The organism is Glycomyces lechevalierae, assembly GCF_027622945.1.
Taxonomy (GTDB): Bacteria; Actinomycetota; Actinomycetes; order Mycobacteriales; family Micromonosporaceae; genus Glycomyces; species Glycomyces rutgersensis.
The window spans coordinates 160,206-182,563 of the sequence record NZ_JAPZVQ010000006.1 but is presented as its reverse complement, the minus strand read 5'-3'; the positions used below and the strand labels follow the sequence as shown (position 1 = coordinate 182,563).

The following is a 22,358-nucleotide window of genomic DNA, read 5'->3' as shown; positions in this document are numbered from 1 at the left end:
GGCGAGAACCCAGTCACAGAGGCCCATGGCATAGCGTTAACGGCTATGGACGCCGCCATCGAGGTCGCCGACCTCCGCAAGACCTACCGCGGCCGCGGGACCGGTGAGGTCCGCGCGGTCGACGGCGTGAGCTTCCGCGTCGAGCGCGGCGAGTTCTTCGGCATCCTCGGCCCGAACGGGGCCGGGAAGACCACGACCCTCGAGATCGTCGAGGGCCTGCGCAAACCCGACTCCGGGACGGTGCGCCTCCTCGGCCTCTCGCCGTGGCCGCACTCCCCCGAGCTGACCGGCCGCCTCGGCGTGCAGCTCCAGGCGTCCGCGTTCTTCGAGTTCCTGACCGCCCGCGAGCAGATCGAGACGTTCGCGCAGCTCTACGGGGCGTCGAAGGCCCGCGCGGCCGAGATGCTGGAGCTCGTGGGCCTCACCGAGCACGCGAACGTGCGCTGCGAGAAGCTCTCCGGCGGCCAGCAGCAGCGGCTCTCCATCGCGTGCGCGCTCGTGGGCGACCCCGAGCTGGTGTTCCTCGACGAGCCGACCGCCGCGCTCGACCCGCAGGCCCGGCGGAACCTGTGGGACCTCATGCGCTCGATCAACGCCGAGGGCCGCACGGTGGTGCTGACGACGCACTACATGGAGGAGGCCGAGGCGCTCTGCGACCGGGTCGCGATCATGGACGCCGGGAAGATCCGCGCCGTCGACTCGCCGGCCGGGTTCGTGCGGAGCCTCGACGCGCCCACCAAGGTGACCGTGGCCGCCGGGCAGCTCAGCGGCGAGCGCGTCCAGGCGCTCGCGGCCGGAGAGCCGTGGACCGCCGACGAGGCCGCGGTCGTCTTCGAGACCCGCGACCCGCGGAAACTGCTCACCGAGCTGGCGTCGGACGGGGCCCTGGACGGCCTGGCGGTGCGCACGGCGAACCTCGAGGACGTGTTCTTGCACGTGACCGGACGGGAGTGGCGGGCATGAGCCTGGATACGGCCGAAGCGCGTACCGAGCGCGCCGAGCGTGCGGGGGGCCGCGCATACCTGAGCCTGTTCAAGGCGCTGGGTCGCGGATGGATCCGCGACCGCAGCCAGATCTTCTTCACCATCCTGCTGCCGCTCATGTTCATGGTGCTGCTGGCGAGCGTGTTCGGCTCCGGCGACACCGCGGCCTCGCGGATCGTCGCGGTCGGCGACGTCGCGGTGCTCGAGGGCGCGGACGAAGGCGAGTTCACCGTCACCGAGGCGGCCGACCTGGACGCGGCGCTGGCGATGCTGCGCGAGGGCGACGCGGACGCCGCAGTGGTGCAGGACGGCTCCACGGTGCGCATCTACCCGTCGGGGACGAGCTCGACGTCGGGCGCGATCGCCGAGGGGCGGCTCTCGGCGCTGGTCGACGACGTGAACGTCGAGGTCCTCTCGGCTGCGGCCCCGGGCGAGCCGGTGCTGGCGACCGAGGTCGAGGAGGCCGACGGCGGTGCGCTGCAGCCGATCCAGTACCTCGCGCCGGGCATCCTGGCGTGGGGCGTGGCGATCTCGGGCGTGTTCGGCGCGGCCGGCACGATCGTGGACTGGAAGCGCGACAAGCTGCTGCGGCGGCTTCGCCTGACGCCCGCTTCGGTGCGCACGTTCCTGGGTGCGAAGGTCTCGGTGAACCTCGTGGTGGCGCTCGGGCAGACCGCGGTGTTCCTGACGGTGGCGGCCTTGGGGTTCGGGCTGCGGCTCTCGGCGTGGACGTGGTTCGCGGCGCCGCTGGTGCTGCTGGGGACGCTCGCGTTCCTGGCGATCGGCGTGGTCATCGGCGGCATCGCGCAGACGAGCCCGGCCGCGGCGGGGCTGAGCAACCTGGTGACGATGCCGATGGCGTTCGTGTCGGGCGCGTTCTACCCGCTGGCGCTGTCGCCGCAGTGGGTGCAGTGGATCTCGTACGCGTCGCCGATGCGGTACCTGAACGAGGCGCTGCAGTCGGTCGTGGTCTACGGCGAGCCGCCGTCGGCGGTCCTGCCGCAGATCGGCTTCCTCGCCGCCTTCGCGGCGGTGGTCGCGTTCGTCTCGTGGAAGACCTTCAAGTTCGACGAGCTGTGAGCCCCGCTCACGAGGCCGGATCGTCGGACTATGCGGGTACTTTTGCGCCAGGGGTCCCTTAGGGGCATATATCCGCTTAGAGCGTCCGCCAGTAGGTCATCGAATGCGTGGGAACCATCATGTTACGAGTTCTCAGCACACATGCCCTGTCATGGTCGTGTCCCAGCGCATGCCGGCGACCATGTGTTCCAGGTAGCCCGCGTCGCTGACGGTCACCACAATCTCTGCGTAAGGGATCTCAGCGAAGGAGTAGTCCTCCTCCAGCTCCAGCCCATCCCATACGTCCAGCTCCTCCGGATCCTCCAGCACTGCGGCCTCGCTCAGGTGCGGGGCGTTCCGGTAGGGGCTGATGTCGTAGGAGGTCACGATGTCGGCGGCGCATTGTGAGAACTCCTCGGCGTTGCCGGAAGTAAACACGGAATAGCCGGGGCGGCTGCCCCCGCTCAGCTTGTACACGTCCTCCGCTTTGCGCCTGGGCTCGAGGATGGTCTTGCCGTCGTCCGCGAGCAGGTACCCATCCTTGGTAACCCTTATCTCCTTACCGAGGATGAATTCGTAGAGCTTCCAGAACTCGTCCTTCAGCCGCATGCCTGCTGCGATGGCCTTGCCCTGCTCGTCGGTGAAGGGGTATCGCTCTCCGCCGCCCTCCTCATCGTCTTCGTTGTGCAGAAACCCGTTATCCAGGTGCCACCAGGCGTCCACCAGGAGAGACAGGGGGAAGACGGTCTCCTGTGGCACAAATGGGACGTCGGGGTTGATGACGTGCACCCTCCCACGGAGTGTCGAGCCTTCGACCGAATCTACGGACACGGTGAAGATACTGGTCATGCTGGGGCGCCCCTTCAGTCGGAAGTGGTGGTCACACTTGATCACCAGTCAGTCCGGAGAGTAGGGGGTCCCACCGACACTCGTTCCCGGGGTCGAACGCGCACACGCATCCGATCGCCTACTGGCGGAAGCTCTTGTTTGGCTTTATGGCTTCTGCTTGATGCCGCTCAGTCCGCCTTCAGGACCGCGTCGTAGACGTCCCGCCGGCTGACGCCGTAGCGGACCGCGACTTCTTTCATGGCGAGTTTCCGGTCGGTGCCGGCCGCTTCGAGCGCGGCCACCGCTGCGGCCATCGCCTCCGGGGTGGCGTCGCTCGCGTCCGGGCCGGTCCAGCCCGAGACGACCAGGGTGATCTCGCCGCGCGGCGGGTCGGCCGCCGCGCCCTCGGCGAGTTCGGCGAGGCCGCCGCGGCGGATCTCCTCGTGGGTCTTGGTGAGCTCGCGGCAGAGCGCCGCGGGCCGGTCGCCGCCGAAGACGGAGGCCATGGCGCGCAAGGTGTCCTCGACGCGCCGCGGCGATTCGAAGAAGACCATGGTGCGCTTCTCCTCGGCGAGTTCGCCGAAGAGGCGCCGCCGCTCGCCGTCCTTGCGCGGCGCGAACCCCTCGAAGCAGAACCGGTCGCAGGGCATCCCCGAGAGCGCCAGCGCCGTCGTCACCGCGCTCGCGCCCGGCGCGCAGGTCACCGCCACCCCGCCGTCGATCGCGGCCTTCACCAGGCGGAAACCCGGGTCGGAGACCGAGGGCATGCCGCCGTCGGTGATGACGGCGACCCGTTTTCCATCGTACAATTGTTCGAGAAGGGTTGACGTTTTCCCCGCCTCGTTCGCCTCGAAATACGACGTGATCTGCGCGGTGGGAACGACATCCAGTTCGCTGAGGAGCCGCCGCAGCCGCCGGGTATCCTCTGCGGCGATGACGTCGGCGCGGGCCAGCTCGGTCCGGAGCCGAGACGAGGCGTCCTCTGGATTTCCCAGGGGCGCACCGAGAAGCACCAAAACGCCCGTTGAAGATGTCGACATCCGGCCAGTATCCCCCACCAACGAGGGCGGGGCACCGGCTCGGTGACCGTGTCGGGACGGGCCGCACATGCAGGATGCCGGGCCAAGCTGTCGGGTACCGGACAGTGACCTTACGCGTGAGCGAACGGTAACGGATACTCATAGTCATGGCGAAGCTTGCTAGCCATGAGCTGACACGTCATGGCGACGCTTGCGAGCCATGCATTGGCACTGCAGGCGACGCTTGCGAGCCGTGACATTTGCACTGCGACATCACAGGTGACATAAAGCTAGACGCTAGACGTCTCGCGGCGACGCCGCGGGCCGTGAACCTGTCGAGCCCTCTCAACCCAGTGGAGGCCGCCTTGTCCGTGATTCTCAGAGTCGGAGCGGGAATCGCCGTTCTCATCCTCGGTTACTTCGTTCTCGGATTCATAGCGGACCACTGGGCCTGGTTCGCGTCCATAGCGATCCTGTTGGGCGGCACCGCACTCGCGGGCTGGATCCTGTTCCGCAGCCGCGGGCACGAGCACCGCGACCGCGCGGTCTCCGCCGAGCGGCACGCCCTCATGCGCAGCGTCGACAAGATGAACATCCCGGCCTTCGACGCCATGGCCGGCCAGCTCCTGGTCGGTCTGGACGCCAAGCGCGTCAAGAAGTTCGGCCACCGCAAGAACGACCTCGGCTGCAACTTCGTGGTCACCTTCAACAACGGCCAGCGCATCATCGTGCGCGCCAAGAAGGACGACAAGACGATGCGGCGGCGCAACGGCAACCGCCACGTGCAGATCCTCGGCGGGGAGATCAAGGCCCGCTGGGACTGCGACGCGGGCGTGCTCATCACCAACGCGAACCTGCACTGGATGCACCACGCCGCGCGCAATGAGGCCGTGGCCGCGCAGCTCGGCGTGCTCATCGTCGACCGCGAGCGCTTGGCGGAGTGGATCGACACGGGTGTGGCCCCGCCGGAGCTGCGTCCGGTCCAGGCCGCGCTCGAGACGAGCGCGACGACCGCCGCGCAGTGATCCCCGATCGCCTGGCGCCGTGATCGCGACATGGCGCCATGGCATTTGAGACGCGTGCTCAACGGCCCTTGAGCACGTCCGCGGCCCCGAGCCTGAGGCTCGGGGCCGCGTTCGTGCTCGCGATTATGAGGCGGCGAGGGTCGCCGTGGTCTCGGCTTCCTGCTGGTCGCGGGTGTAGGTGATGGCGATCTCCGTGCCCGAGGAGGTGCCCTGGACGGCGGCGACCACTTCGGACGCGGTGGTGACGGGGGTCCCGTCGATCGCGGTGATCACGTCGCCTTCCTTGAGCCCGGCCTCGGCGGCCGGGGAGTCGGGTTCGACGCTGAGGACCATGGCGCCGTTGCCGTCGGTGTCGCTGACGGAGACGCCGAGGTAGCCGCGCTCCACGGAGCCGTTCTTGATGAGCTGCTCGACGGTGTCCTTGACGGTGTTGGACGGGATCGAGAAGCCGAGGCCGATCGAGCCCGAGTCGGTGGTGGCGATGGCGGTGTTGATGCCGATGAGCTCGCCGTCGCCGTTGACGAGCGCGCCGCCGGAGTTGCCGGAGTTGATGGCCGCGTCGGTCTGGAGCAGGCCGCTCAGGGTCGAGCTGGACTGCTGGCCCCCGCCCGGCTCGCCGGAGACGGTCATGGACCGGTCGAGGGCGGAGACGATGCCGGTGGTGACGGTGCCTTCGAGTCCGAGCGGCGAGCCGATCGCGACGGCGACGTCGCCGACCTGGACGCCGCTGGAGTCGGCGAAGGTGATGGGCGTGAGGTCGTCGACGCCGGAGACCTGGATGACGGCGAGGTCCTGGGTGGCGTCGGTGGCCACGATGGACGCGTCGGCGGTGGTGCCGTCCGAGAAGCGGACCTGGACGGACTGCGCGCCGTCCACGACGTGGTTGTTGGTGACGATGTAGCCGTCCTTGGAGTAGACGACGCCGGAGCCTTCGGCCGCGTCGGTCACGATGGTGACGACCGAGGGGCTGACCTTGTTGACGATCTCGGTGTAGGTCATGCCCTGGCCGGCGTCCATCGAGACGGACTGGACGGTGGTGATGCCGCCGTCGCCGTCGTTGAGGAACCATCCGGCGATGCCGCCGGCGCCGCCTGCGATGAGCGCCAAGGCGAGCGCCCCGGCGACGATCTTGCCGCGGCCGCGGGGCCGCGGCGGCGGGCCGACGGGTGCGCCGGGCTGGTGGTACATGGGCGGGACGGGGCCGCCGGGCTGCCAAGCGGGGGCGGACATGTGCGGGGCCCCGGCGGGTGCCGGAGCGGGCGCGCCTTGGATCACCTGGGTCTGCCCGGTGTGCGGCGCAGCGGTTTGCGATGCGGAGCCGGCCGGGTAGCCCGGTGCGGCGGCTTGCGGCGCTGCGCCCGGGTAGGCCGGTGCGGCCTGCGGCGCCGCGTGCGGTGCGGCCGGGTGCGGCTGGTGCTCGGGCCCGGGCGTGCCGAGGACGGCGGTGTCGTCGGCGGGCGTGGTGCTCGGGGACAGGCTCGCGGCCTGCTCGGCGGCCGGGGCGACGGGGTCGGCCACCGGCTCGGGTGCGGCGTCGGGGGTGCGAGGCCCGTCGGGGCCCTGCGGTTCGGTCCCCTCGGGGCCCTTGGTGCTCTCAGTGCTGCTCATGTAAGGCAGCATGCCGCGCCCAGCTCTCGGCCCGCTGCGAAAACGCCTTAAAACCCTTTAATGCTTCGCGACGGTTTCAGATGCGGGCGCACTGGTCAGCGGGGTCGGGACCGCCGCGGCGGGCGGGTGAGGCATCGACGGTCTTTAAAGCTTTCCAAGCTTCCCTAGTCGGCGGGGGCGTCGGTCGCGGGCTCGTCCACAGGCGGCTCGGCGGTGAGGACGACGGTGAACGCCGTGCCCTCGCCGGGCTCGGAGGCGACCTGGACGGTCCCGCCGTGGGCCTTGACGATCGCGGCCACGATCGCGAGGCCCAGCCCCGAGCCGGGGTGGGAGACACCGGGGTTGGAGGCGGAGCGGAAGAACCGCTCGAAGACGCGTTCGGCGATCTCGGGGGTCATGCCGGGGCCGTCGTCGGCGACGGTGAGCCGCACGGACGCGTCCTCGGCGGCGACCTCGACGTCGATGTGCGTGCCCGCCGGGGTGTGGCGCACGGCGTTCGAGAGGAGGTTGTCGAGGACCTGCCGCATCCGGGCCCGGTCCGCGGCGACCACAGTGGACGACCCGGGGACGCAGGTGAAGCGGAACTCGTGGTCCTCGGCCGTCACCGCGTGCGCCGCGACCGCCTCGTGGCCGAGCACGGCCAGGTCGACCGGCTCGGTCTCGACCGGCCGCTCCTGCCCGAGCCGGGCCAGGTGCAGCAGGTCGCCCACGAGCAGGCCCATCCGCTTGGCGGCCTCCTCGATCTGGCCGACGTACTGCTGCCGTTCGGCCTCCGGCATCTGCGGGTTGGTGCGCACCAGCTCCGCGTACCCGCGCACGCTCGTCAGCGGCGTCCGCAGCTCGTGCGAGGCGTCCGCGATGAACTCGCGCATGCGCTCCTCGGAGTCGTGCGCGCGCTGCTCGGACCATTCCCGGGCGCGGATCGCACCCTCTACTTTGGTCAGCATCGAGTTGATGGCGCGCCCGACCCGGCCGACCTCGGTGTTCGGGTCGTGGTCGGGCACGCGCCGCGAGTAGTTCCCGGCCGCGATCATCGCCGCCGTGTTCTCGATCTGCCGTAGCGGCGAGAGGCTCGCGCGCACCAGTCCCACGCCGATCGCCGCCAGCCCCGCGAGCACGCCCGCGCCGATGAGCAGGTCCACCCACACGAGCCCGGCCACGGTCTTGTCGAAGTGCGAGAGCTTGTAGGAGAGCACGTAGTACGCGTCAGGGTCGAGGTCGTGCTCCTCGGGCACGTAGTCGGGGTCCTTGCTGCCCACTTCGGAGCCGGGCAGGCCCAGGACCCGCCAGCGCGTCACCCCGTCCGCGCTGAGCGCGGTGAACGCCTCGCCGTTGGAGGCCGCGACCTGCTCGTAGTCGAACGCCGGCAGGTCGGCGTGGTAGCTCGTGCGGTCCTCGCGGGTGCCGTCCGGGTACACGACGCTGAGGAGGTACTGCTCGGGCCGCAGGCCGGGCGACTCGTCGTCGTCCTCGGCGCCCATGGGGCCGAACGTGTCCGGCTTCCAGCCGGTCAGCTGCGTCTGCAGCTCGTCGTCGACGGTGCCGAGGAAGTAGGAGTGCAGCGCGAGGATCGTGGAGACGCTGATCAGGCTGAGGGAGCCCGCCACCAGAACGAGCACGGCCGCCGTGAGGCGGACCCGCAGCGGCGTCCGGTCCCACTTGTCGCGGACCCCTTCGAGTACGGCGCTCAACGAGGCTGCTCCCGGAGGACGTAGCCGATGCCGCGGAGGGTCTGGATGAGTTTGGGCTCGCCCGTGTCGATCTTGCGGCGCAGATAGGACACGTAGGACTCGACGATGCCGTCGTCGCCGCGGAAGTCGTAGCGCCACACGTGGTCGAGGATCTGGGCCTTGGAGAGCACCCGCCCGGCGTTGATCATGAAGTACCGCAGGAGCTTGAACTCGGTGGGCGAGAGCTGCACGGCCTTGCCCGAGCGCCACACCTCGTGGGTCTCCTCGTCGAGTTCGAGGTCGGCGTACTGCAGGCGGGAGGGGCGGGGCAGCTCGCCGGAGGAGCGGCGCAGGACGGCGCGGATGCGGGCGACGACCTCTTCGAGCGCGAAGGGCTTGGTGATGTAGTCGTCGCCGCCCACGGAGAGGCCGGTGACGGTGTCGGCGGTGTCGTCGCGGGCGGTGAGGAAGAGCACGGGGGTGTGGTCGGAGCCCGAGCGCATGCGGCGCACGACCTCGAATCCGTCGAAGTCGGGGAGGTTGACGTCGAGGACGACCAGGTCGGGGCGGTGCCGGGCGATGGAGCGGAGGGCTTCGTCACCGGTGCCGACGGCGTGGACGGCGAATCCCGCGTACCGCAGCGACGTGGCCAGGAGTTCGCAGATGTTCTCCTCGTCCTCGACGACGAGCAGGGTGGCCTCGGTCTCGGCGTTCGGCTGGCTGGTCGAAAGCGGCATGGGCCTCTCACAGGTTTCGGCGGGTCAGCGGTCCGCAGGTCACGGGTGGTTGTGAAGCATACGCCCGCGGCCAGGACGTGCCAAGCGGTCCGCGGCCGGGCACGGCCTCCGGCGGTGACGCTGCGCACCCGCTCGGAACACGATCGAGTGACCTTTATCTGAGGAGTGTGGGGCTATGCGGGAAACTGGCGCGCGCGAACTGTTTTCCGTCGTACGGGTCGGATAGACTTTGTGTCGCAGCCGAGCACGTAATGCGCTCGGGACCCTACCGAATCAGGTGAGTTCATGACGCTGTCAATCGAGACCGCCACGACCGACGCCGGGGTCGTCACCGTCGAGCTGGCGGGCGAAGTCGACTACGCGACCGCGCCGCAGATCCGCGAGACGATCACCAACGCTCTCGAGGCGGGCGGCGCCACCGCCATCCGGGTCGACGTCGCGAAGGTGACGGTCCTCGACTCCACCGGTATCGGCACCATCGTGGTCGCCTACCGGATCGCCCGCGAGATGGGCGTCGCGCTGGCCGTCGTCAACCCCAACCGCTTCATCACCCGCTTGTTCACCGTCGTCGGCGCCGAGGAGTTGCTCGAGGAGCCGACCGAGACGTTCTCGGGCAAGGAGCGCAGCGCGGCCGGCTAGGCCCGCTCGCGAATCACGCTTTCTCACCGTCCGCGCCCCGGCCCCGCCGGGGCGCGCGTGCGTTCCGGGACGGGCCGGAAACCCGGTTTTCCGCGCACAACCGGGCGTCCGCCTTCGTGCGAAACGCCGGTGTGGCGAACGAGACTTGCACGCGTATCCGCCTGCTGCGCAGCACATTCGCAACGACCCTAGTGACCGGCCCCGCAACGGCGTTACCGGTACTACACTTTTTCCTCCCCCCGGTTACCCTTGAGTCCGGGGACTGCCGTCCCCGTCCACGCAGCGTCAAAGAAGAGGCGATTCAGTCGTGTCGAGTGCGACTCCGGGCAATCCGTTGACCGATTTCGGTGCCAATGAATGGCTGGTCAACGAGATGTATGAGCGTTACCGCGAAAACCCCGACAGTGTCAGCGCCGGATGGCGCGAGTTCTTCGGCGGCGATCCGACGGGCGCGACCTTCGCCGACGAGGGCGAGCGCAAGGCCGAGCCGGCCGCACCCGCGCCCGCCGCTGCGCCGGAGCCGGTTGTGCAGGCCGCTCCCGTCGCCGAGGCGAAGCCGGAGCCGGCCGTCGTGCCGGCACCCGAGCCGGCTCCCGCCGCTGCGTCGACCCCCGAACCCGCGAAGAAGGCAGACTCCGTCGTGAACGAACCCGGCACCACCAAGCCGCTCAAAGGCGTCGCGGCCAAGGTGGCCCAGAACATGGACGCGTCCCTGGAGATCCCCACCGCCACCTCGGTGCGCGCGGTCCCCGCGAAGCTCCTGTTCGACAACCGGATCGTCATCAACAACCACCTCAAGCGCGGCCAGGGCGGGAAGGTCTCCTTCACCCACCTGATCGGCTACGCGCTGGTGCAGGCCGTCAAGGCCCACCCGGGCATGAACGCCTCGTACAAGGTCGTAGACGGCAAGCCGCAGCTCGTCACCCCGGAGCACATCAACCTCGGCCTCGCGATCGACCTCGCCAGGCCCGACGGCTCGCGCACGCTCGTCGTGCCGTCGATCAAGAACACCGAGTCCATGGACTTCCGCGAGTTCTGGCAGGCCTACGAGGACCTGGTCCGCAAGGCCCGCAACGGCAAGCTCACCATGGAGGACCACGCCGGGGCGACCCTGACGCTGACGAACCCCGGCGGGATCGGCACCGTCCACTCCGTGCCGCGCCTCATGAAGGGCCAGGGCCTCATCGTCGGCGTCGGCGCCATGGAGGTGCCCGCCGAGTTCGCCGGGGCCTCCGACGAGACCCTGTCCGACCTGGGCGTCTCCCGGATCATGACCGTGACCTCGACCTACGACCACCGCATCATCCAGGGCGCCGAGTCCGGCCAGTTCCTGGCGACGCTGCACCAGCTGCTGCTCGGCGACGGCTTCTTCGACGAGGTCTTCCGCTCGCTGCTCATCCCCTACGAGCCGGTCCGCTGGGTCCGCGACGTGTCGAAGACCCACGAGGGCCAGATCGACAAGAACGCCCGCGTCATCGAGCTCATCCACGCGTACCGGGTGCGCGGCCACCTCATGGCGGACACGAACCCGCTGCACTACGAGATCCGCCGCCACCCCGACCTCGACATCCTGTCGCACGGCCTCACCCTGTGGGACCTCGACCGGACCTTCCCGGTGGGCGGCTTCGCGGGCCAGCAGCGCATGAAGCTGCGCGACATCCTCGGCGTGCTCCGCGACTCCTACTGCCGCCGCGTCGGCGTGGAGTACATGCACATCCAGGACCCCGAGGAGCGCGCGTGGATCCAGCGCCGCATCGAGGTCCCGTTCGAGAAGCCGAAGGTCGAGGAGCAGAAGCACATCCTCGGGCGGCTCAACGCCGCCGAGGCCTTCGAGACCTTCCTGCAGACGAAGTTCGTGGGCCAGAAGCGGTTCAGCCTCGAAGGCGGCGAATCGCTCATCCCGCTGCTCGACCGCGTCCTCAACGAGGCCGCCGGCGCGGACATCGACGAGGTCGTCATCGGCATGCCGCACCGCGGCCGCCTCAACGTGCTCGCCAACATCGTCGGCAAGAAGCTCTCCAAGATCTTCACCGAGTTCGAGGGGCACATCGACCCCAAGAGCATCGGCGGCTCCGGCGACGTCAAGTACCACCTGGGCCTGACCGGCAAGTTCACCTCACCGGACGGGAAGAACGAGACCGTCGTGTCCGTCGCCGCGAACCCGTCGCACCTGGAGGCCGTGAACCCGGTGCTCGAGGGCATCGTGCGCGCCAAGCAGGACCGGCTCAACCTGGGCGAGGACGGCTTCACCGTCATGCCCGTGGCGATCCACGGCGACGCGGCCTTCGCGGGCCAGGGCGTCGTCGCCGAGACCCTGAACCTCTCGCAGCTGCGCGGCTACCGCACCGGCGGCACCGTGCACGTGGTCGTCAACAACCAGGTCGGCTTCACCACCGCGCCGGCGCACTCGCGCTCGTCGCTGTACTGCACCGACGTCGCCCGGATGATCCAGGCGCCGATCTTCCACGTCAACGGGGACGACCCCGAGGCCGTGTGCGAGGTCGCGAAGCTCGCCTTCGCGTACCGGCAGCAGTTCAACAAGGACGTCGTCATCGACATGGTCTGCTACCGCCGCCGCGGCCACAACGAGGGCGACGACCCGAAGATGACCAACCCGCAGATGTACCAGGTCATCGACGGCAAGCAGTCCGTGCGCAAGCTCTACACCCGCGCGCTCATCGGCCGCGGCGACATCACGATGGAGGACGCCGAGGAGGCCCTCGCGGACTACCAGGCCCAGCTCGAACGGGTCTTCCGCGAGACCAAGGAGGCCCTGGCCGGGCAGACCGGCCCGCTCCCGTGGCGCCACCAGCCCGAGCCGGTCGCGGACATCGACACCTCGGTCGACGCCGAGACGATCGCGATGATCGGCAAGGCCCACACCACCCTGCCCGAGGGCTTCGGCCCCCACAAGGCGGTGCGCAAGGTCCTCGAGAAGCGCAGCGAGATGTCCACTTCGGGCGCCATCGACTGGGCCTACGCCGAGACCCTCGCGTTCGGCTCGCTCCTCATGCAGGGCAAGCCGATCCGCCTCGCCGGCCAGGACTCGCGCCGCGGCACCTTCGTGCAGCGCCACGCCGTCGTCGTCGACCAGGCCACCGGCGCCGAGTACACGCCGCTGGCGCACCTCGGCGAGCAGGCCGCGAAGTTCTTCGTCTACGACTCGCTGCTCTCCGAGTTCGCCGCCCTCGGCTTCGAGTACGGCTACTCCGTCGAGAACCCCGAGATGCTGGTCCTCTGGGAGGCCCAGTTCGGCGACTTCGTCGACGGCGCCCAGACCATCACGGACGAGTTCATCTCCTCCGGCGAGGCCAAGTGGGGCCAGCACTCCGGCGTGACCCTGCTGCTCCCCCACGGCCACGAGGGCGCGGGCCCCGACCACACCTCGGGCCGCATCGAGCGGTTCCTGCAGCTCTGCGCCGACGAGAACATGCGCGTCGTCAACTCCACGAGCCCGGCGAACTACTTCCACCTGCTGCGCCGCCAGTCCCTCGACCCGGTCAAGAAGCCCCTCGTGGTCTTCACGCCGAAGTCGCTCCTGCGCCACAAGGCCGCCGTCAGCCCGCTCGAGGAGTTCACCACCGGCCGCTTCCAGCCGGTCCTGCGCGACACGGCCGTCGCGAGCGGCCAGATCAAGGCCGAGAACGTCAAGCGCGTCCTCCTGTGCTCCGGCAAGGTCTACTACGACCTGGCCGCGGCCCGTGAGAACCGCGGCGTCACCGACACCGCGATCCTGCGCGTCGAGCAGCTCTACCCGCTCCCGGCCGAAGAGCTGCGGGCCGCCCTCGAGGCGTTCCCGAACGCGACCGACACCGCGTGGGTCCAGGAGGAGCCGGCGAACCAGGGCGCCTGGTCGCACATCGCGCTCAACCTGCTCGAGCAGCTCGGCGGGGTCCACCTGCGCCGCATCTCCCGCCCGGCCGCCGCCGCGCCGTCCACCGGCTCGCCGAAGGTCCACGAGGTCGAGCAGCAGGCGCTGGTCGACGTGGCGGTCCCGCAGCCGCAGTAGCGAGCACGCAAGGGAAAGGGGAGGCCTCATGGCCTCCCCTTTCCGTTTCCCGGGGAACTTTACCGATAACGTTTCGGCGCCAAGGAACTTTACGCAGATTGCAATATTGTTTTCTTCGCATGTCCGCCCTTGACCGTGCAGATGAGAACGATAACAATGGCTCCACGGCCCACCCCCCGACCGGCCTCCCCGACAAAGAATCACATTGGAGTGATGCATTGATGCCGAATCATCCCTCGCCCCCTGGCGCTCCTCTCGGAGCCGTTTCCAGAAGGGCACTCCTCACCGGCACCGCGGCGGCCGCCGGTCTCGGACTGGCCGGATGCGGCTCGGTCGCCGGAGGCCTGAGCGGCAAGACCCGCGTCAAGCAGTGGAACCTCCTCGCCGGCGCCGACGGCGCGGTCATGACCGAGATGCACGACGACTTCTCGGCCGATCACCCCGACATCGAACTGCAGGCCACCACCTTCGGCTGGGGCACCCCGTTCTACACCCGCCTGGTCATGGGCGCCTCCGGCGGCAACGCCTCGGACATCGCCACGATCCACCTCTCGCGGCTCAAGAGCGTCTCGCCCGCCACGCTCCTCGACCCCATCACCCTCGACGAGCTCCAGGCCCACGGCCTCGACCCGGCCGACTTCCCCGAGAAGATCTGGGAGAAGTGCTTCGTCGACGACGAGCTCTACGCGGTCCCCCTCGACACGCACGCCCTGGTCAACTACTACAACAAGGACCTGTGCGCGCAGATCGGCGTGCTCGACGCCGACGGCAGGCTCATCGAGACCAGCGGCGTCGAGGCCTACCTCGACATCCTCCGCGAGGCCAAGGCCATCACCGGCCAGTACGGCACCTCCCTCGACACGCTCGGCGGCTGGCGGCAGTTCTGGGCCTGGTACCGCCAGGCCGACGGCGAGATGACCTTCACCGACGGCGACTACGAGATGGACGACGACAAGGCGCTCGCGGCCATCGAGGTCATGTACAAGATGTCGGAGGAGGGACTGTGCCCGCAGTTCGCCGACGGCGGGCAGTGCGCGGCCAACTTCGAGAACGCCGCCTCCGCGTTCGTGCAGGTCGGCAACTGGGAGCTCAACCGCTTCAAGCTCTTCGGCGGCGACAACCCCGAGTGGTTCTCCATGACCGAGATGCCCGACTTCTTCGGCAACCGCCGCACCCAGGGCGACTGCCACTCGTTCGTCCTGCCCCACCACAACAGCTGGGACCCCGCCGTCCGCGACGCCACGATCGAGTACGCGGCCTGGATGCTCCAGCACAGCTTCCGCTGGGGCGAGGGCGGCGGCCACACCCCCGCCTACCTGCCCGTCACCGAAGGCGCCGACTACCAGGCCCTCCAGCCCAACGCCGAGTACTCCGGCGTCGTCGAGAACGTCCAGTTCGACCCCGACGCGTGGTTCTCCGGGTCCGCGGCCCGCCTCTTCGACGAGACCGGCGCGATCTTCAACCAGGTCTACGGTCTGCAGATGACTCCCGAGGACGCCCTCGCGGAGATCAAGACGCGGATCGAGGCGCTTCTGGCCCTTCCCAACCCGGTCGACTGAAACGTTGCATTAGGACTCCCGATGACTGTGAACACCGAGGCGCCCGCAGCGCCGGCCGCGATGACGCGGCCCCCGACCCCCAACGGGGCGAAGAAGCAGCAGTGGGCCGGACTCTGGTTCGTGCTCCCCTTCGCCGCCTTCTACGCCCTCTTCCTGGTCTGGCCGACCTTCCTCGGCCTGTACTACTCCTTCACCGACAAGAGCCTGACCGGCCGCCCCGCGAGCTGGGTCGGCCTCGAGAACTGGGCCGAGGCCTTCGGCGACGAGCGCGCCTGGGCCGCGCTCGGCAACACCGCCGAGTTCACCCTGTACTCGACGCCGCCGCTGGTCGTCCTCGCGATCGTCTTCGCGCTCCTGGTGAACCGGGCCCGCAAGCTCGGCTGGTTCCTGCGCATGGCGTTCTTCGCGCCGTTCGTCGTGCCCGTCTCCGTCGTCACCATGATCTGGATCTGGATCTACCAGCCCGACGGCGGCCTGCTCAACCACTACCTGCAGCTCCTCGGCATCCAGGACGCCGCGGCGCCCACACTCTGGCTGCAGGACAAGAACACCGCGATGTGGTCGGTCGTCGTCACCACCGTGTGGTGGACGATGGGCTTCAACTTCCTCCTCTACCTCGCCGCGCTCCAGACCATCGACCCGAACGTCTACGAGGCGGCGAGCATCGACGGCGCGAGCTGGTGGCGCCAGCTGTGGCACCTCACCCTGCCCCTGCTCAAGCGCACCACGGCCCTGGTGATCGTCCTGCAGCTCATCGCCTCGCTGCGGATCTTCGACCAGATGTACCTCATGACCGGCGGCGGTCCCGACCGCGCCACCGAGGTCGCCATCCACTACATCTACATCTCCGGCTTCGAGGGGTACCGCATCGGCTACGCGTCCGCGCTGTCCTATGTGCTGTTCATCCTCATCCTGATCATCTCCATCTTCCAGTTCCGGCTGTTCTCCCGGAAGGAGGACTGACATGACCGCAGTGCAAGAGAAGCAGACCGCCGCCCCGTCGGCGCGCCCCGAGGTCCGCCGCAGGCGCTTGAAGAAGCCGTCCGTGGGCGCCGTCATCGTGTACGTCGCGGCCGCCGCGCTCGCCGTGCTCTGGCTGCTGCCGCTGCTGTGGGCGCTGTCCACCTCCTTCAAGGTGGAGACCGAGGCGAGCCTCGGCCAGGACATCCACTGGATCCCGCAGGACTGGTCGCTCGAGGGCTACAAGACGCTGTTCGAACGCGGCGACCACCTCACGTGGATGATCAACTCGACGATCGTCTCGACCATCGTCACCGTCCTGACGCTGGTCCTGTGCGTCTCGGCCGCCTACGGGTTCTCCCGGTTCGAGTTCCCCGGCAAGAAGATCATCTTCGGCGCGATCATCGCCGGCCTGATGGTGCCGGGGCAGGCGCTCATCATCCCGCTGTTCGACCTGGTCAACGACCTGCACCTGGCGGGCACCTACTGGGGTCTGGCGCTGCCGCAGGTGGTCGCGCCGGTGATGGTGTTCATCCTCAAGCGGTTCTTCGACGCGATCCCGCGCGACTACGAGGAGGCCGCGAAGCTTGACGGCGCCGGGCACCTGCGGGTGCTGTGGAACGTGATCCTGCCGCTCTCGGGCCCGATCATGGCCGCGGTCGGGATCTTCACCTTCATCGGCTCGTGGAACAACTTCCTGTGGCCGCTGCTGGTCGCCACCGACCCGTCGATGATGACCCTGCCCGTCGGCCTGGGCGTCGTCTCGGGCGGTTACGGCCTGTTCTACGCGCAGAACATGGCCGCCGCGATCCTGGGCGCGCTGCCGCTGCTGATCGTCTTCCTGATCTTCCAGAAGCAGATCGTCAAGGGCGTCGCCGGCGTCGGCCTGAAGTAGCCCGCTGCACGTGAAAGCGGGGTCCGGCCGAAGCCGGGCCCCGCTTTTTCACGCCCCCGGACGCGCTGCGGCGCTAGAAGATCCCGTCGCTGGCGAGGCAGGAGGCCGGCGCGTAGCCGACCGTATCGCCGTGGCGCACGTGGATCCACTCGGTCTCCCATTCCAGGCCCTGGCAGCCCAATGACTTCTCGCCCTTGGTGGACGTGCAGGAGCCTTCGACCTCGGTGCCGTTGAGCAGGCGCGCGAGGCGGCGCGAGCTCCAGTCGGTGTCCGTGAAGATCGAGACGCCGAACGTGGCGTCCACGCGGTAATTGCAGAGGAAGAGCTGCTCGTCGGTCCAGCCTTCCGAGAGGATCGCCCGCTGCGCGCTGATCGGATGCGCGTCGGTGCTCGAGGTCTCGAGGCCCCCGGTGGTCTCGGACGCGGCGCTCTCCCCGTGCCTCGCCAGGACGATGGCGACGACCATGATGGCGGCCGCGACCGCGACTCTGATCAGGAGCTTCTTGGTGACGACCCACGTGCTCCCGGCGGCGGCTTTGAACCCGCCCTTGACCCGACCCATAACTGACATGGCCGCTCTCCCCCTTGTGCACCGCGAACCTTTTCGGCGGTGACATCCATTACAGGGTGAACGCAGGCGGGCCCGCCCGTAGGGCGAACCCGCCAGAAAGCGGCTCCACTGTCGTACTTACGACGTTGGGGTTCTAGTCGATCGTGACGACGACCTTGCCGAACGCCTCGCCCGAGTGCAGGCGCCGCAGCGCCCGCTCGGCGTCGGCGAGCGCGAACGTGGAGTCGATGACGGGCTTGACCTCCCGCTCGGCGCAGAAGCGGATGACCTCGAGCAGCTCATCCCGGGTGCCCATGGTCGAGCCGAGGATCTCGAGCTGCTTGAAGAAGACGTGCCGCATGTCGACCTCGGCGATCGGGCCGCCGGTCACGCCGCAGCTCACGAGCCGCCCGCCGGGCTTGAGGGACTTGATCGAGTGGGCCATGACCGGCGCGCCCACGGAGTCGATGACGATGTCGACGCGCTCGGGCAGGCGCTCGCCCGCCTCGATCGGGATCGCGCCGATCGCCTCGGCCTTCTCGCGGCGCTCCGGGTCGCGGCCGGTGGCGTAGACGCGCGCCCCGAGGGCCTTGGCGAGCACGATCGCGGCCGTGGCCACGCCGCCGCCGGTGCCCTGCACGAGCACGACCCCTTCGGCGGGGAGGCGGCCGCGGGTGGTGAGCATCCGCCAGGCCGTGAGGAACGCGGTGGGCAGGCAGGCGGCCTCGGCGGCCGTCCATCCCTTGGGGACGTGGACGAGGTTCCGCTCGGGCACCGCGACGGACTCGGCGAGCGTCCCCGGGTACAGCTCCGAGAGGAGTGTCCGCTTGGGATCCAGGGTCTCGTCGGCGAGCGAGGCGTCCCCGATGACCGGGTAGATCACGACTTCCTCGCCGGTCTCGGTGCGCCCCACGGCATCCGTGCCGAGGATCATCGGGCACTGGTCGGCGCGCAGGCCGACGCCGGCGAGCGACCACAGGTCGTGGTGGTTGAGCGAGGCCGCCACGAGGGGGACTCGCGTCCACTCCTCGGGAACGGCCGGAGGGTCGATCTCACCCACCGAGAGGGCGGCGAACGGGTCGTCGGGGTTCACTCCACTGGCGTAGGCGGCGAGCATCTGGATTGACCTCCATCTTTGCGGCGCTTGGCGGGCCGAGGGTCGTGCCGACGGCGTTTGCACTGTCCAACATGGTGTTCCGTGCGGGACTGTCGTGCGTCTCTAACTGTAGGGGCCGGGCCGAAATCGACCCTAGGAGAGGTAGGGTCGGCATGGAATCACACCCACTGGAAAGAAGCTGGAGGGGCACATGTTCAAGCCTCTGTTCAAGCGGCTCATGCCGCAGATCTCGGCTTCGGCTCACTGCGACCTGCCGTGCGGGGTCTACGACCCGGCGCAGGCCCGCATTGAAGCGGAGTCCGTCAAGGCCATCTGCGAGAAGTACCAGGCCAACGAGGACCCGGAGTTCCGCACGCGCGCCCTGATCATCAAGGAGCAGCGTTCGAACCTGGTCAAGGAGCACCTGTGGGTGCTGTGGACCGACTACTTCAAGCCGCCGCACTTCGAGAAGTACCCGCAGCTCCACGGTCTCGTGAACGAGGCGACGAAGCTGGCCGGGGCCTCGGGCTCCAAGGGCTCCGCCGACCCGAAGGTCGCCGAGGAGCTGCTGGCGAAGATCGACGAGATCGCCAAGATCTTCTGGGAGACCAAGCAGGCCTGAGCGCCCGCGGTCGCACACGTGACAAGCGCCCTCCACCGCGACCAGCGGCGGCGGGCGCTTCGTCGTCTCCGGCGGTCCCTCACGGGTGCTCAGACGTCTCAGGCGTCTCTCACCGGTGCTCAGACGTCTCCGGCGTCCCCTTGAGCGGGATTTCAGGCGGGGTGTTCCTCGCTGCGCAGCCGACCGGATTATCCTTTGCAGCGAGAGGGCGGAAGTCCTTCGGCCCCTCAGTCACAGGAAGCGGCGATGCCGGTGAGCGATGAGCGCGAGGACGTGCTGCTGCTCGACGTGCCCTCGACGGGCGACTACCTGTCGGTCCTGCCGACCGCGACGGCCGCGGTGGCGACCAGACTCGGGTTCTCCCTCGACGAGATCGAGGACCTTCGGGCCGCGGTGAACGCCGCCGTGGCGCTCCTCATCCCCGCCGAGCCCGGGCGTTCGCGTCCGTTCCGCCGCAAGCCGAGCGACCAGCCCCTGCACTGCCGCCTCGCGGTGGGCGAGGAGACCCTCCAGATCGCGCTGAGCCGCCCCAAGGGCGAGCCCCTGCCCGACTCCGGGTCGTACCAGTGGCAGGTCCTCAGGGCCCTCACTGACGAGGTCGAAGCCCACGTCGAGGGCTCGACCACCACCATCACGATCTCCCAGCGCCGCCCGCCCACCGAGGCGGACGCCGACACCCAGCGCCACCAGATCTACTGACCCCGGCGCGGTCCCCGGCCGTCCACCAGATCCGCTCGCCTCGCTCAATCCCCCGCAATTCACCCGATCGGGTCCCCGCGGAACCGCCCGAATCGTCGTACCCCCGCGTCATCGTTGCAACCGGGGGCCCTTCCCAGCGCCGCGCGAGTCGCGTTGTGCTGCCCTGGGATCGGGCCGGAGGAGAATGTCGTACCCCTCGGATAGTTTGGCTCGAAAGGGGTGCCGCGAATCGCGAGGCGCTCTCACATCCAGACAAGCCTGAAGGCCCGGCGGGGCCGCCGGGCCTTCCAAGCTTCTGTTGTCACAAATTCGAGGGATGGACTAAATCAAGGGATTGCGCGTTGCCGCTAGCCGACGACCTGGGTCGCCAGGGTGCGCAGCGCACCCGAGCGACGCTTCAGCTCGCGGCGCTCGATCTCGCTCATGCCACCCCACACGCCCGCGTCCTGACCGGACTCGAGCGCCCACCGCAGGCACTCCTCGGTCACAGGGCAGCGCCGGCAGACGTTCTTCGCCTGCTCGATCTGCGTCAGTGCCGGTCCGGTGTCCCCGATCGGGAAGAACAGCTCGGGGTCCTCGTCACGGCAGATGGCCTCGTGGCGCCAATCCATCAAAACATCTCCTTGCTAAGCATCAAGCGTTTCGCTTTCACGGTGTTATGAACAGCTCTTGCGGTTCGGGCGTCTTGCGGACCGTTGCGGACCGCGGCGGCGTTCAGGTCGCTTCGCGCGAGTGTCGCACCGCGTCCGTCACGGAAACCGGTGTGACGGTCGCACCTTCGCGGGCGACACGGCGAGTACTCGGCACGGAACCCGTTTCCCGGCAAAGGGAATCGTTGTCACCGCGAGTTCGGAGCACTCTCGCATCAGCGTCATTGCTGAACGCCAGGGCATCGGGGAGCACACCCGCCTACGGCGTCGGTCGCCCAAGTGGCGACTGAATAGGTCCGCACCTCGACCCGACCTATCTTGTGAATACTTTCACAAGCTCGGGATTTGTCAAGGGTTCGACTCCGGAAATCAGCCCGAAGTGAGTGAACTCACCGCGCTGTACCTCGAAGAAGACTCATGGAACACGTTCCATGTCACCGCCGGGATCCCTACCGCGGATCCTCGTGGCGGCCTCCGCCACACTCCCCCGAACGGAAAACACCGGGGTCGGTGACAGCGAGTCGAACCGGTTTGACACACTGGTACTCAACGTTGGCTTGCTTACCACGTCGGGAAGCTCGCCAGGGCTTGGCTAAGTTACGGCTTGCAAGCTTCACCAAGACTGAGGTACCCACCGAATGCCCGGTCTATACGCACCGAAAATACGATATTCGGTTGTAAGTCTCGTGCCGTCCCGGTAGGGATGGCGAAATCAACCTTGCCTGCTCACGGGCGACTTGTCAACACCCACCTTGAGGTTTTCCCAAGTTGTTAGCAGGCCACCCGCAGCGCCTCCGGAACCGAACTGAGTTCGATGTCGGTCCGCTCTCCGAGGTAGTCCCCGTCGAGCTGGAAGGCCTGCGGCAGCGCGGCGCGCAGCCGGATCCTGGAGAGATCGTGGTGCGTCACCGCGTGCTTGCCGTCCGGTCCGTCCCGACCGACCAGCAGTGAAGCGGCGGTCATCGCGGCGTCCGACAGGCCAAGTTTACGCAGAATCAGGACATCAAGTCCAGCATTAAAGGATGCCCGCGCGTTGAGATTCACCGGAAGGGTGCCGAGATAGGTCCACGGTGCGCAGTTCTGCACCACGACCATCCCCTCGGAGAGGTCCTCCTCACCCGAGGAGAGTTCCACCTCAATCGTGTCGCCTTCCACCCCATGCTCGTTCAGCTCCGCCATCACCGCGCGGGCGTAGTGCGCGCCGAGGTTCCGCTTCTTCCGGTACGACTCGACCTTCTTGATGATCGACGCGTCCCAGCCGAGTCCCGCGCAGAACGTGAAGAGCCGGTCGACGTCGTCGCCGGTCGCCCGCCCCAGGCTCACCGTGCGCACCCGCCGCTCCTCGATGGCGGACACGATCGCCAGCGACGCCCTGCGGCGGTCCCAAGGCAGTCCGAGGGCCCGTGCGAAGACGTTGGTGGAGCCGGCCGGGATGGGCGCGAAGATGGGGGCCTCGTCGGCGGGTCGGCCGTCGGCGACCAGGCCGTTGACGACCTCGTTCACGGTGCCGTCGCCGCCGAGGCTGAGGACCACGTCGTAACCCTTGTCCGCTCCGCGCTTCGCCAGGATCTCGCCGTGGTCGCGCCGGCGGGTCACCTCGACGTCGAGATCGAGCACGTCGTCGAGCTTCTTCCTCACCCAACGCGTGCGACGGCGCGAGCCGGTGGAGGCCTTCGGGTTCACGATGAGCAGACCACGCTGTGGCGCTGCTTTCAGGTCGCGCATAGGCGCAGCGTAGCCCGGGATACGG

At 68.7% G+C, this 22,358-nt stretch carries 19 protein-coding genes; 10 read left to right on the top strand and 9 right to left on the bottom strand.

The features are described from left to right. Positions 1 to 45 precede the first annotated feature (45 nt). Positions 46 to 963: an ABC transporter ATP-binding protein gene (locus O2L01_RS12570; RefSeq protein WP_270122279.1), complete on the top strand. Its 918-nt coding sequence runs from the start codon at positions 46 to 48 to the stop codon at positions 961 to 963. Then, complete coding sequence (locus tag O2L01_RS12565) at positions 960 to 2,063, top strand: ABC transporter permease (protein WP_270122278.1); 1,104 nt, start codon at positions 960 to 962, stop codon at positions 2,061 to 2,063. The genes O2L01_RS12570 and O2L01_RS12565 overlap by 4 nt, the downstream gene beginning before the upstream one ends. Before the next feature lie 132 nt (positions 2,064 to 2,195). On the opposite strand, the gene O2L01_RS12560 is transcribed toward O2L01_RS12565, so the two are convergent. Then, the gene (locus O2L01_RS12560; RefSeq protein WP_270122277.1) at positions 2,196 to 2,891 is read right to left on the bottom strand and encodes a hypothetical protein; all 696 of its coding nucleotides are present in this window, start codon (positions 2,889 to 2,891) and stop codon (positions 2,196 to 2,198) included. Positions 2,892 to 3,058: 167 nt separating this feature from the next. Next, positions 3,059 to 3,910: a 16S rRNA (cytidine(1402)-2'-O)-methyltransferase gene (rsmI, locus tag O2L01_RS12555; protein WP_270122276.1), complete on the bottom strand. Its 852-nt coding sequence runs from the start codon at positions 3,908 to 3,910 to the stop codon at positions 3,059 to 3,061. Positions 3,911 to 4,260: 350 nt separating this feature from the next. Here rsmI and O2L01_RS12550 point away from each other — a divergent pair, with 350 nt between their 5' ends. Beyond that, complete coding sequence (locus tag O2L01_RS12550) at positions 4,261 to 4,914, top strand: restriction endonuclease (protein ID WP_270122275.1); 654 nt, start codon at positions 4,261 to 4,263, stop codon at positions 4,912 to 4,914. Between the two features lie 123 nt (positions 4,915 to 5,037). Here the strand turns inward: O2L01_RS12550 and O2L01_RS12545 are convergent, their stop codons facing one another. The 3 genes from O2L01_RS12545 to O2L01_RS12535 form a co-directional block, all read right to left on the bottom strand. Continuing rightward, entirely contained in the window at positions 5,038 to 6,522 is a 1,485-nt protein-coding gene (locus O2L01_RS12545; RefSeq protein WP_270122274.1) for a S1C family serine protease, read from the bottom strand. Positions 6,523 to 6,686: 164 nt separating this feature from the next. Continuing rightward, entirely contained in the window at positions 6,687 to 8,213 is a 1,527-nt protein-coding gene (locus O2L01_RS12540) for a sensor histidine kinase (protein ID WP_270122273.1), read from the bottom strand. After that, complete coding sequence (locus tag O2L01_RS12535; RefSeq protein ID WP_270122272.1) at positions 8,210 to 8,929, bottom strand: response regulator transcription factor; 720 nt, start codon at positions 8,927 to 8,929, stop codon at positions 8,210 to 8,212. The genes O2L01_RS12540 and O2L01_RS12535 overlap by 4 nt, the downstream gene beginning before the upstream one ends. Before the next feature lie 285 nt (positions 8,930 to 9,214). On the opposite strand from O2L01_RS12535, the gene O2L01_RS12530 reads away from it, so the two are divergent. From O2L01_RS12530 to O2L01_RS12510, 5 genes are all read left to right on the top strand, one after another. Next, positions 9,215 to 9,568, top strand: coding sequence for an STAS domain-containing protein (locus tag O2L01_RS12530; protein ID WP_091053583.1), 354 nt, complete (start codon positions 9,215 to 9,217; stop codon positions 9,566 to 9,568). A 307-nt stretch (positions 9,569 to 9,875) separates the two neighbouring features. Further along, positions 9,876 to 13,577 carry a multifunctional oxoglutarate decarboxylase/oxoglutarate dehydrogenase thiamine pyrophosphate-binding subunit/dihydrolipoyllysine-residue succinyltransferase subunit gene (locus O2L01_RS12525; RefSeq protein WP_270122271.1) on the top strand — a complete coding sequence of 1,234 codons (3,702 nt, stop codon included), beginning with the start codon at positions 9,876 to 9,878 and terminating at the stop codon, positions 13,575 to 13,577. Between the two features lie 221 nt (positions 13,578 to 13,798). After that, the gene (locus O2L01_RS12520; RefSeq protein WP_270122270.1) at positions 13,799 to 15,136 is read left to right on the top strand and encodes an extracellular solute-binding protein; all 1,338 of its coding nucleotides are present in this window, start codon (positions 13,799 to 13,801) and stop codon (positions 15,134 to 15,136) included. A gap of 21 nt (positions 15,137 to 15,157) precedes the next feature. Further along, complete coding sequence (locus O2L01_RS12515; RefSeq protein ID WP_270122269.1) at positions 15,158 to 16,099, top strand: carbohydrate ABC transporter permease; 942 nt, start codon at positions 15,158 to 15,160, stop codon at positions 16,097 to 16,099. Between the two features lies 1 nt (position 16,100). Continuing rightward, positions 16,101 to 16,991, top strand: a complete 891-nt coding sequence (locus O2L01_RS12510; protein WP_270122268.1) for a carbohydrate ABC transporter permease — start codon at positions 16,101 to 16,103, stop codon at positions 16,989 to 16,991. Positions 16,992 to 17,064: 73 nt separating this feature from the next. Here O2L01_RS12510 and O2L01_RS12505 read toward each other — a convergent pair whose 3' ends face one another. Both O2L01_RS12505 and O2L01_RS12500 read right to left on the bottom strand, forming a co-directional pair. Continuing rightward, positions 17,065 to 17,562, bottom strand: coding sequence for a hypothetical protein (locus O2L01_RS12505; protein ID WP_270122267.1), 498 nt, complete (start codon positions 17,560 to 17,562; stop codon positions 17,065 to 17,067). 133 nt (positions 17,563 to 17,695) lie between these two features. After that, positions 17,696 to 18,658 carry a zinc-binding dehydrogenase gene (locus O2L01_RS12500; protein WP_270122266.1) on the bottom strand — a complete coding sequence of 321 codons (963 nt, stop codon included), beginning with the start codon at positions 18,656 to 18,658 and terminating at the stop codon, positions 17,696 to 17,698. 190 nt (positions 18,659 to 18,848) lie between these two features. Here O2L01_RS12500 and sodN point away from each other — a divergent pair, with 190 nt between their 5' ends. Further along, on the top strand, positions 18,849 to 19,259 hold the full coding sequence (gene sodN / locus O2L01_RS12495; protein ID WP_270122265.1) for a superoxide dismutase, Ni: 411 nt from the start codon (positions 18,849 to 18,851) through the stop codon (positions 19,257 to 19,259). 246 nt (positions 19,260 to 19,505) lie between these two features. Continuing rightward, positions 19,506 to 19,958, top strand: coding sequence for an ATP-binding protein (locus O2L01_RS12490; protein ID WP_270122264.1), 453 nt, complete (start codon positions 19,506 to 19,508; stop codon positions 19,956 to 19,958). A 347-nt stretch (positions 19,959 to 20,305) separates the two neighbouring features. Here O2L01_RS12490 and O2L01_RS12485 read toward each other — a convergent pair whose 3' ends face one another. Both O2L01_RS12485 and O2L01_RS12480 read right to left on the bottom strand, forming a co-directional pair. Further along, on the bottom strand, positions 20,306 to 20,569 hold the full coding sequence (locus tag O2L01_RS12485) for a WhiB family transcriptional regulator (RefSeq protein ID WP_205326283.1): 264 nt from the start codon (positions 20,567 to 20,569) through the stop codon (positions 20,306 to 20,308). Between the two features lie 810 nt (positions 20,570 to 21,379). Further along, entirely contained in the window at positions 21,380 to 22,333 is a 954-nt protein-coding gene (locus tag O2L01_RS12480) for a diacylglycerol/lipid kinase family protein (RefSeq protein ID WP_270122263.1), read from the bottom strand. Between the last annotated feature and the right edge of the window lie 25 nt (positions 22,334 to 22,358).

What these genes read in the sequence shown, in the direction of transcription:
- O2L01_RS12570 (WP_270122279.1), top strand. Translation starts at nt 46, where the DNA reads ATGGACGCCGCCATCGAGGTCGCCGACCTCCGCAAGACCTACCGCGGC.
- O2L01_RS12565 (WP_270122278.1), top strand. Translation starts at nt 960, where the DNA reads ATGAGCCTGGATACGGCCGAAGCGCGTACCGAGCGCGCCGAGCGTGCG.
- O2L01_RS12560 (WP_270122277.1), bottom strand. Translation starts at nt 2,891, where the DNA reads ATGACCAGTATCTTCACCGTGTCCGTAGATTCGGTCGAAGGCTCGACA.
- rsmI (WP_270122276.1), bottom strand. Translation starts at nt 3,910, where the DNA reads ATGTCGACATCTTCAACGGGCGTTTTGGTGCTTCTCGGTGCGCCCCTG.
- O2L01_RS12545 (WP_270122274.1), bottom strand. Translation starts at nt 6,522, where the DNA reads ATGAGCAGCACTGAGAGCACCAAGGGCCCCGAGGGGACCGAACCGCAG.
- O2L01_RS12535 (WP_270122272.1), bottom strand. Translation starts at nt 8,929, where the DNA reads ATGCCGCTTTCGACCAGCCAGCCGAACGCCGAGACCGAGGCCACCCTG.
- O2L01_RS12530 (WP_091053583.1), top strand. Translation starts at nt 9,215, where the DNA reads ATGACGCTGTCAATCGAGACCGCCACGACCGACGCCGGGGTCGTCACC.
- O2L01_RS12520 (WP_270122270.1), top strand. Translation starts at nt 13,799, where the DNA reads ATGCCGAATCATCCCTCGCCCCCTGGCGCTCCTCTCGGAGCCGTTTCC.
- O2L01_RS12515 (WP_270122269.1), top strand. Translation starts at nt 15,158, where the DNA reads ATGACTGTGAACACCGAGGCGCCCGCAGCGCCGGCCGCGATGACGCGG.
- O2L01_RS12510 (WP_270122268.1), top strand. Translation starts at nt 16,101, where the DNA reads ATGACCGCAGTGCAAGAGAAGCAGACCGCCGCCCCGTCGGCGCGCCCC.
- O2L01_RS12505 (WP_270122267.1), bottom strand. Translation starts at nt 17,562, where the DNA reads ATGTCAGTTATGGGTCGGGTCAAGGGCGGGTTCAAAGCCGCCGCCGGG.
- O2L01_RS12500 (WP_270122266.1), bottom strand. Translation starts at nt 18,658, where the DNA reads ATGCTCGCCGCCTACGCCAGTGGAGTGAACCCCGACGACCCGTTCGCC.
- sodN (WP_270122265.1), top strand. Translation starts at nt 18,849, where the DNA reads ATGTTCAAGCCTCTGTTCAAGCGGCTCATGCCGCAGATCTCGGCTTCG.
- O2L01_RS12490 (WP_270122264.1), top strand. Translation starts at nt 19,506, where the DNA reads ATGCCGGTGAGCGATGAGCGCGAGGACGTGCTGCTGCTCGACGTGCCC.
- O2L01_RS12485 (WP_205326283.1), bottom strand. Translation starts at nt 20,569, where the DNA reads ATGGATTGGCGCCACGAGGCCATCTGCCGTGACGAGGACCCCGAGCTG.
- O2L01_RS12480 (WP_270122263.1), bottom strand. Translation starts at nt 22,333, where the DNA reads ATGCGCGACCTGAAAGCAGCGCCACAGCGTGGTCTGCTCATCGTGAAC.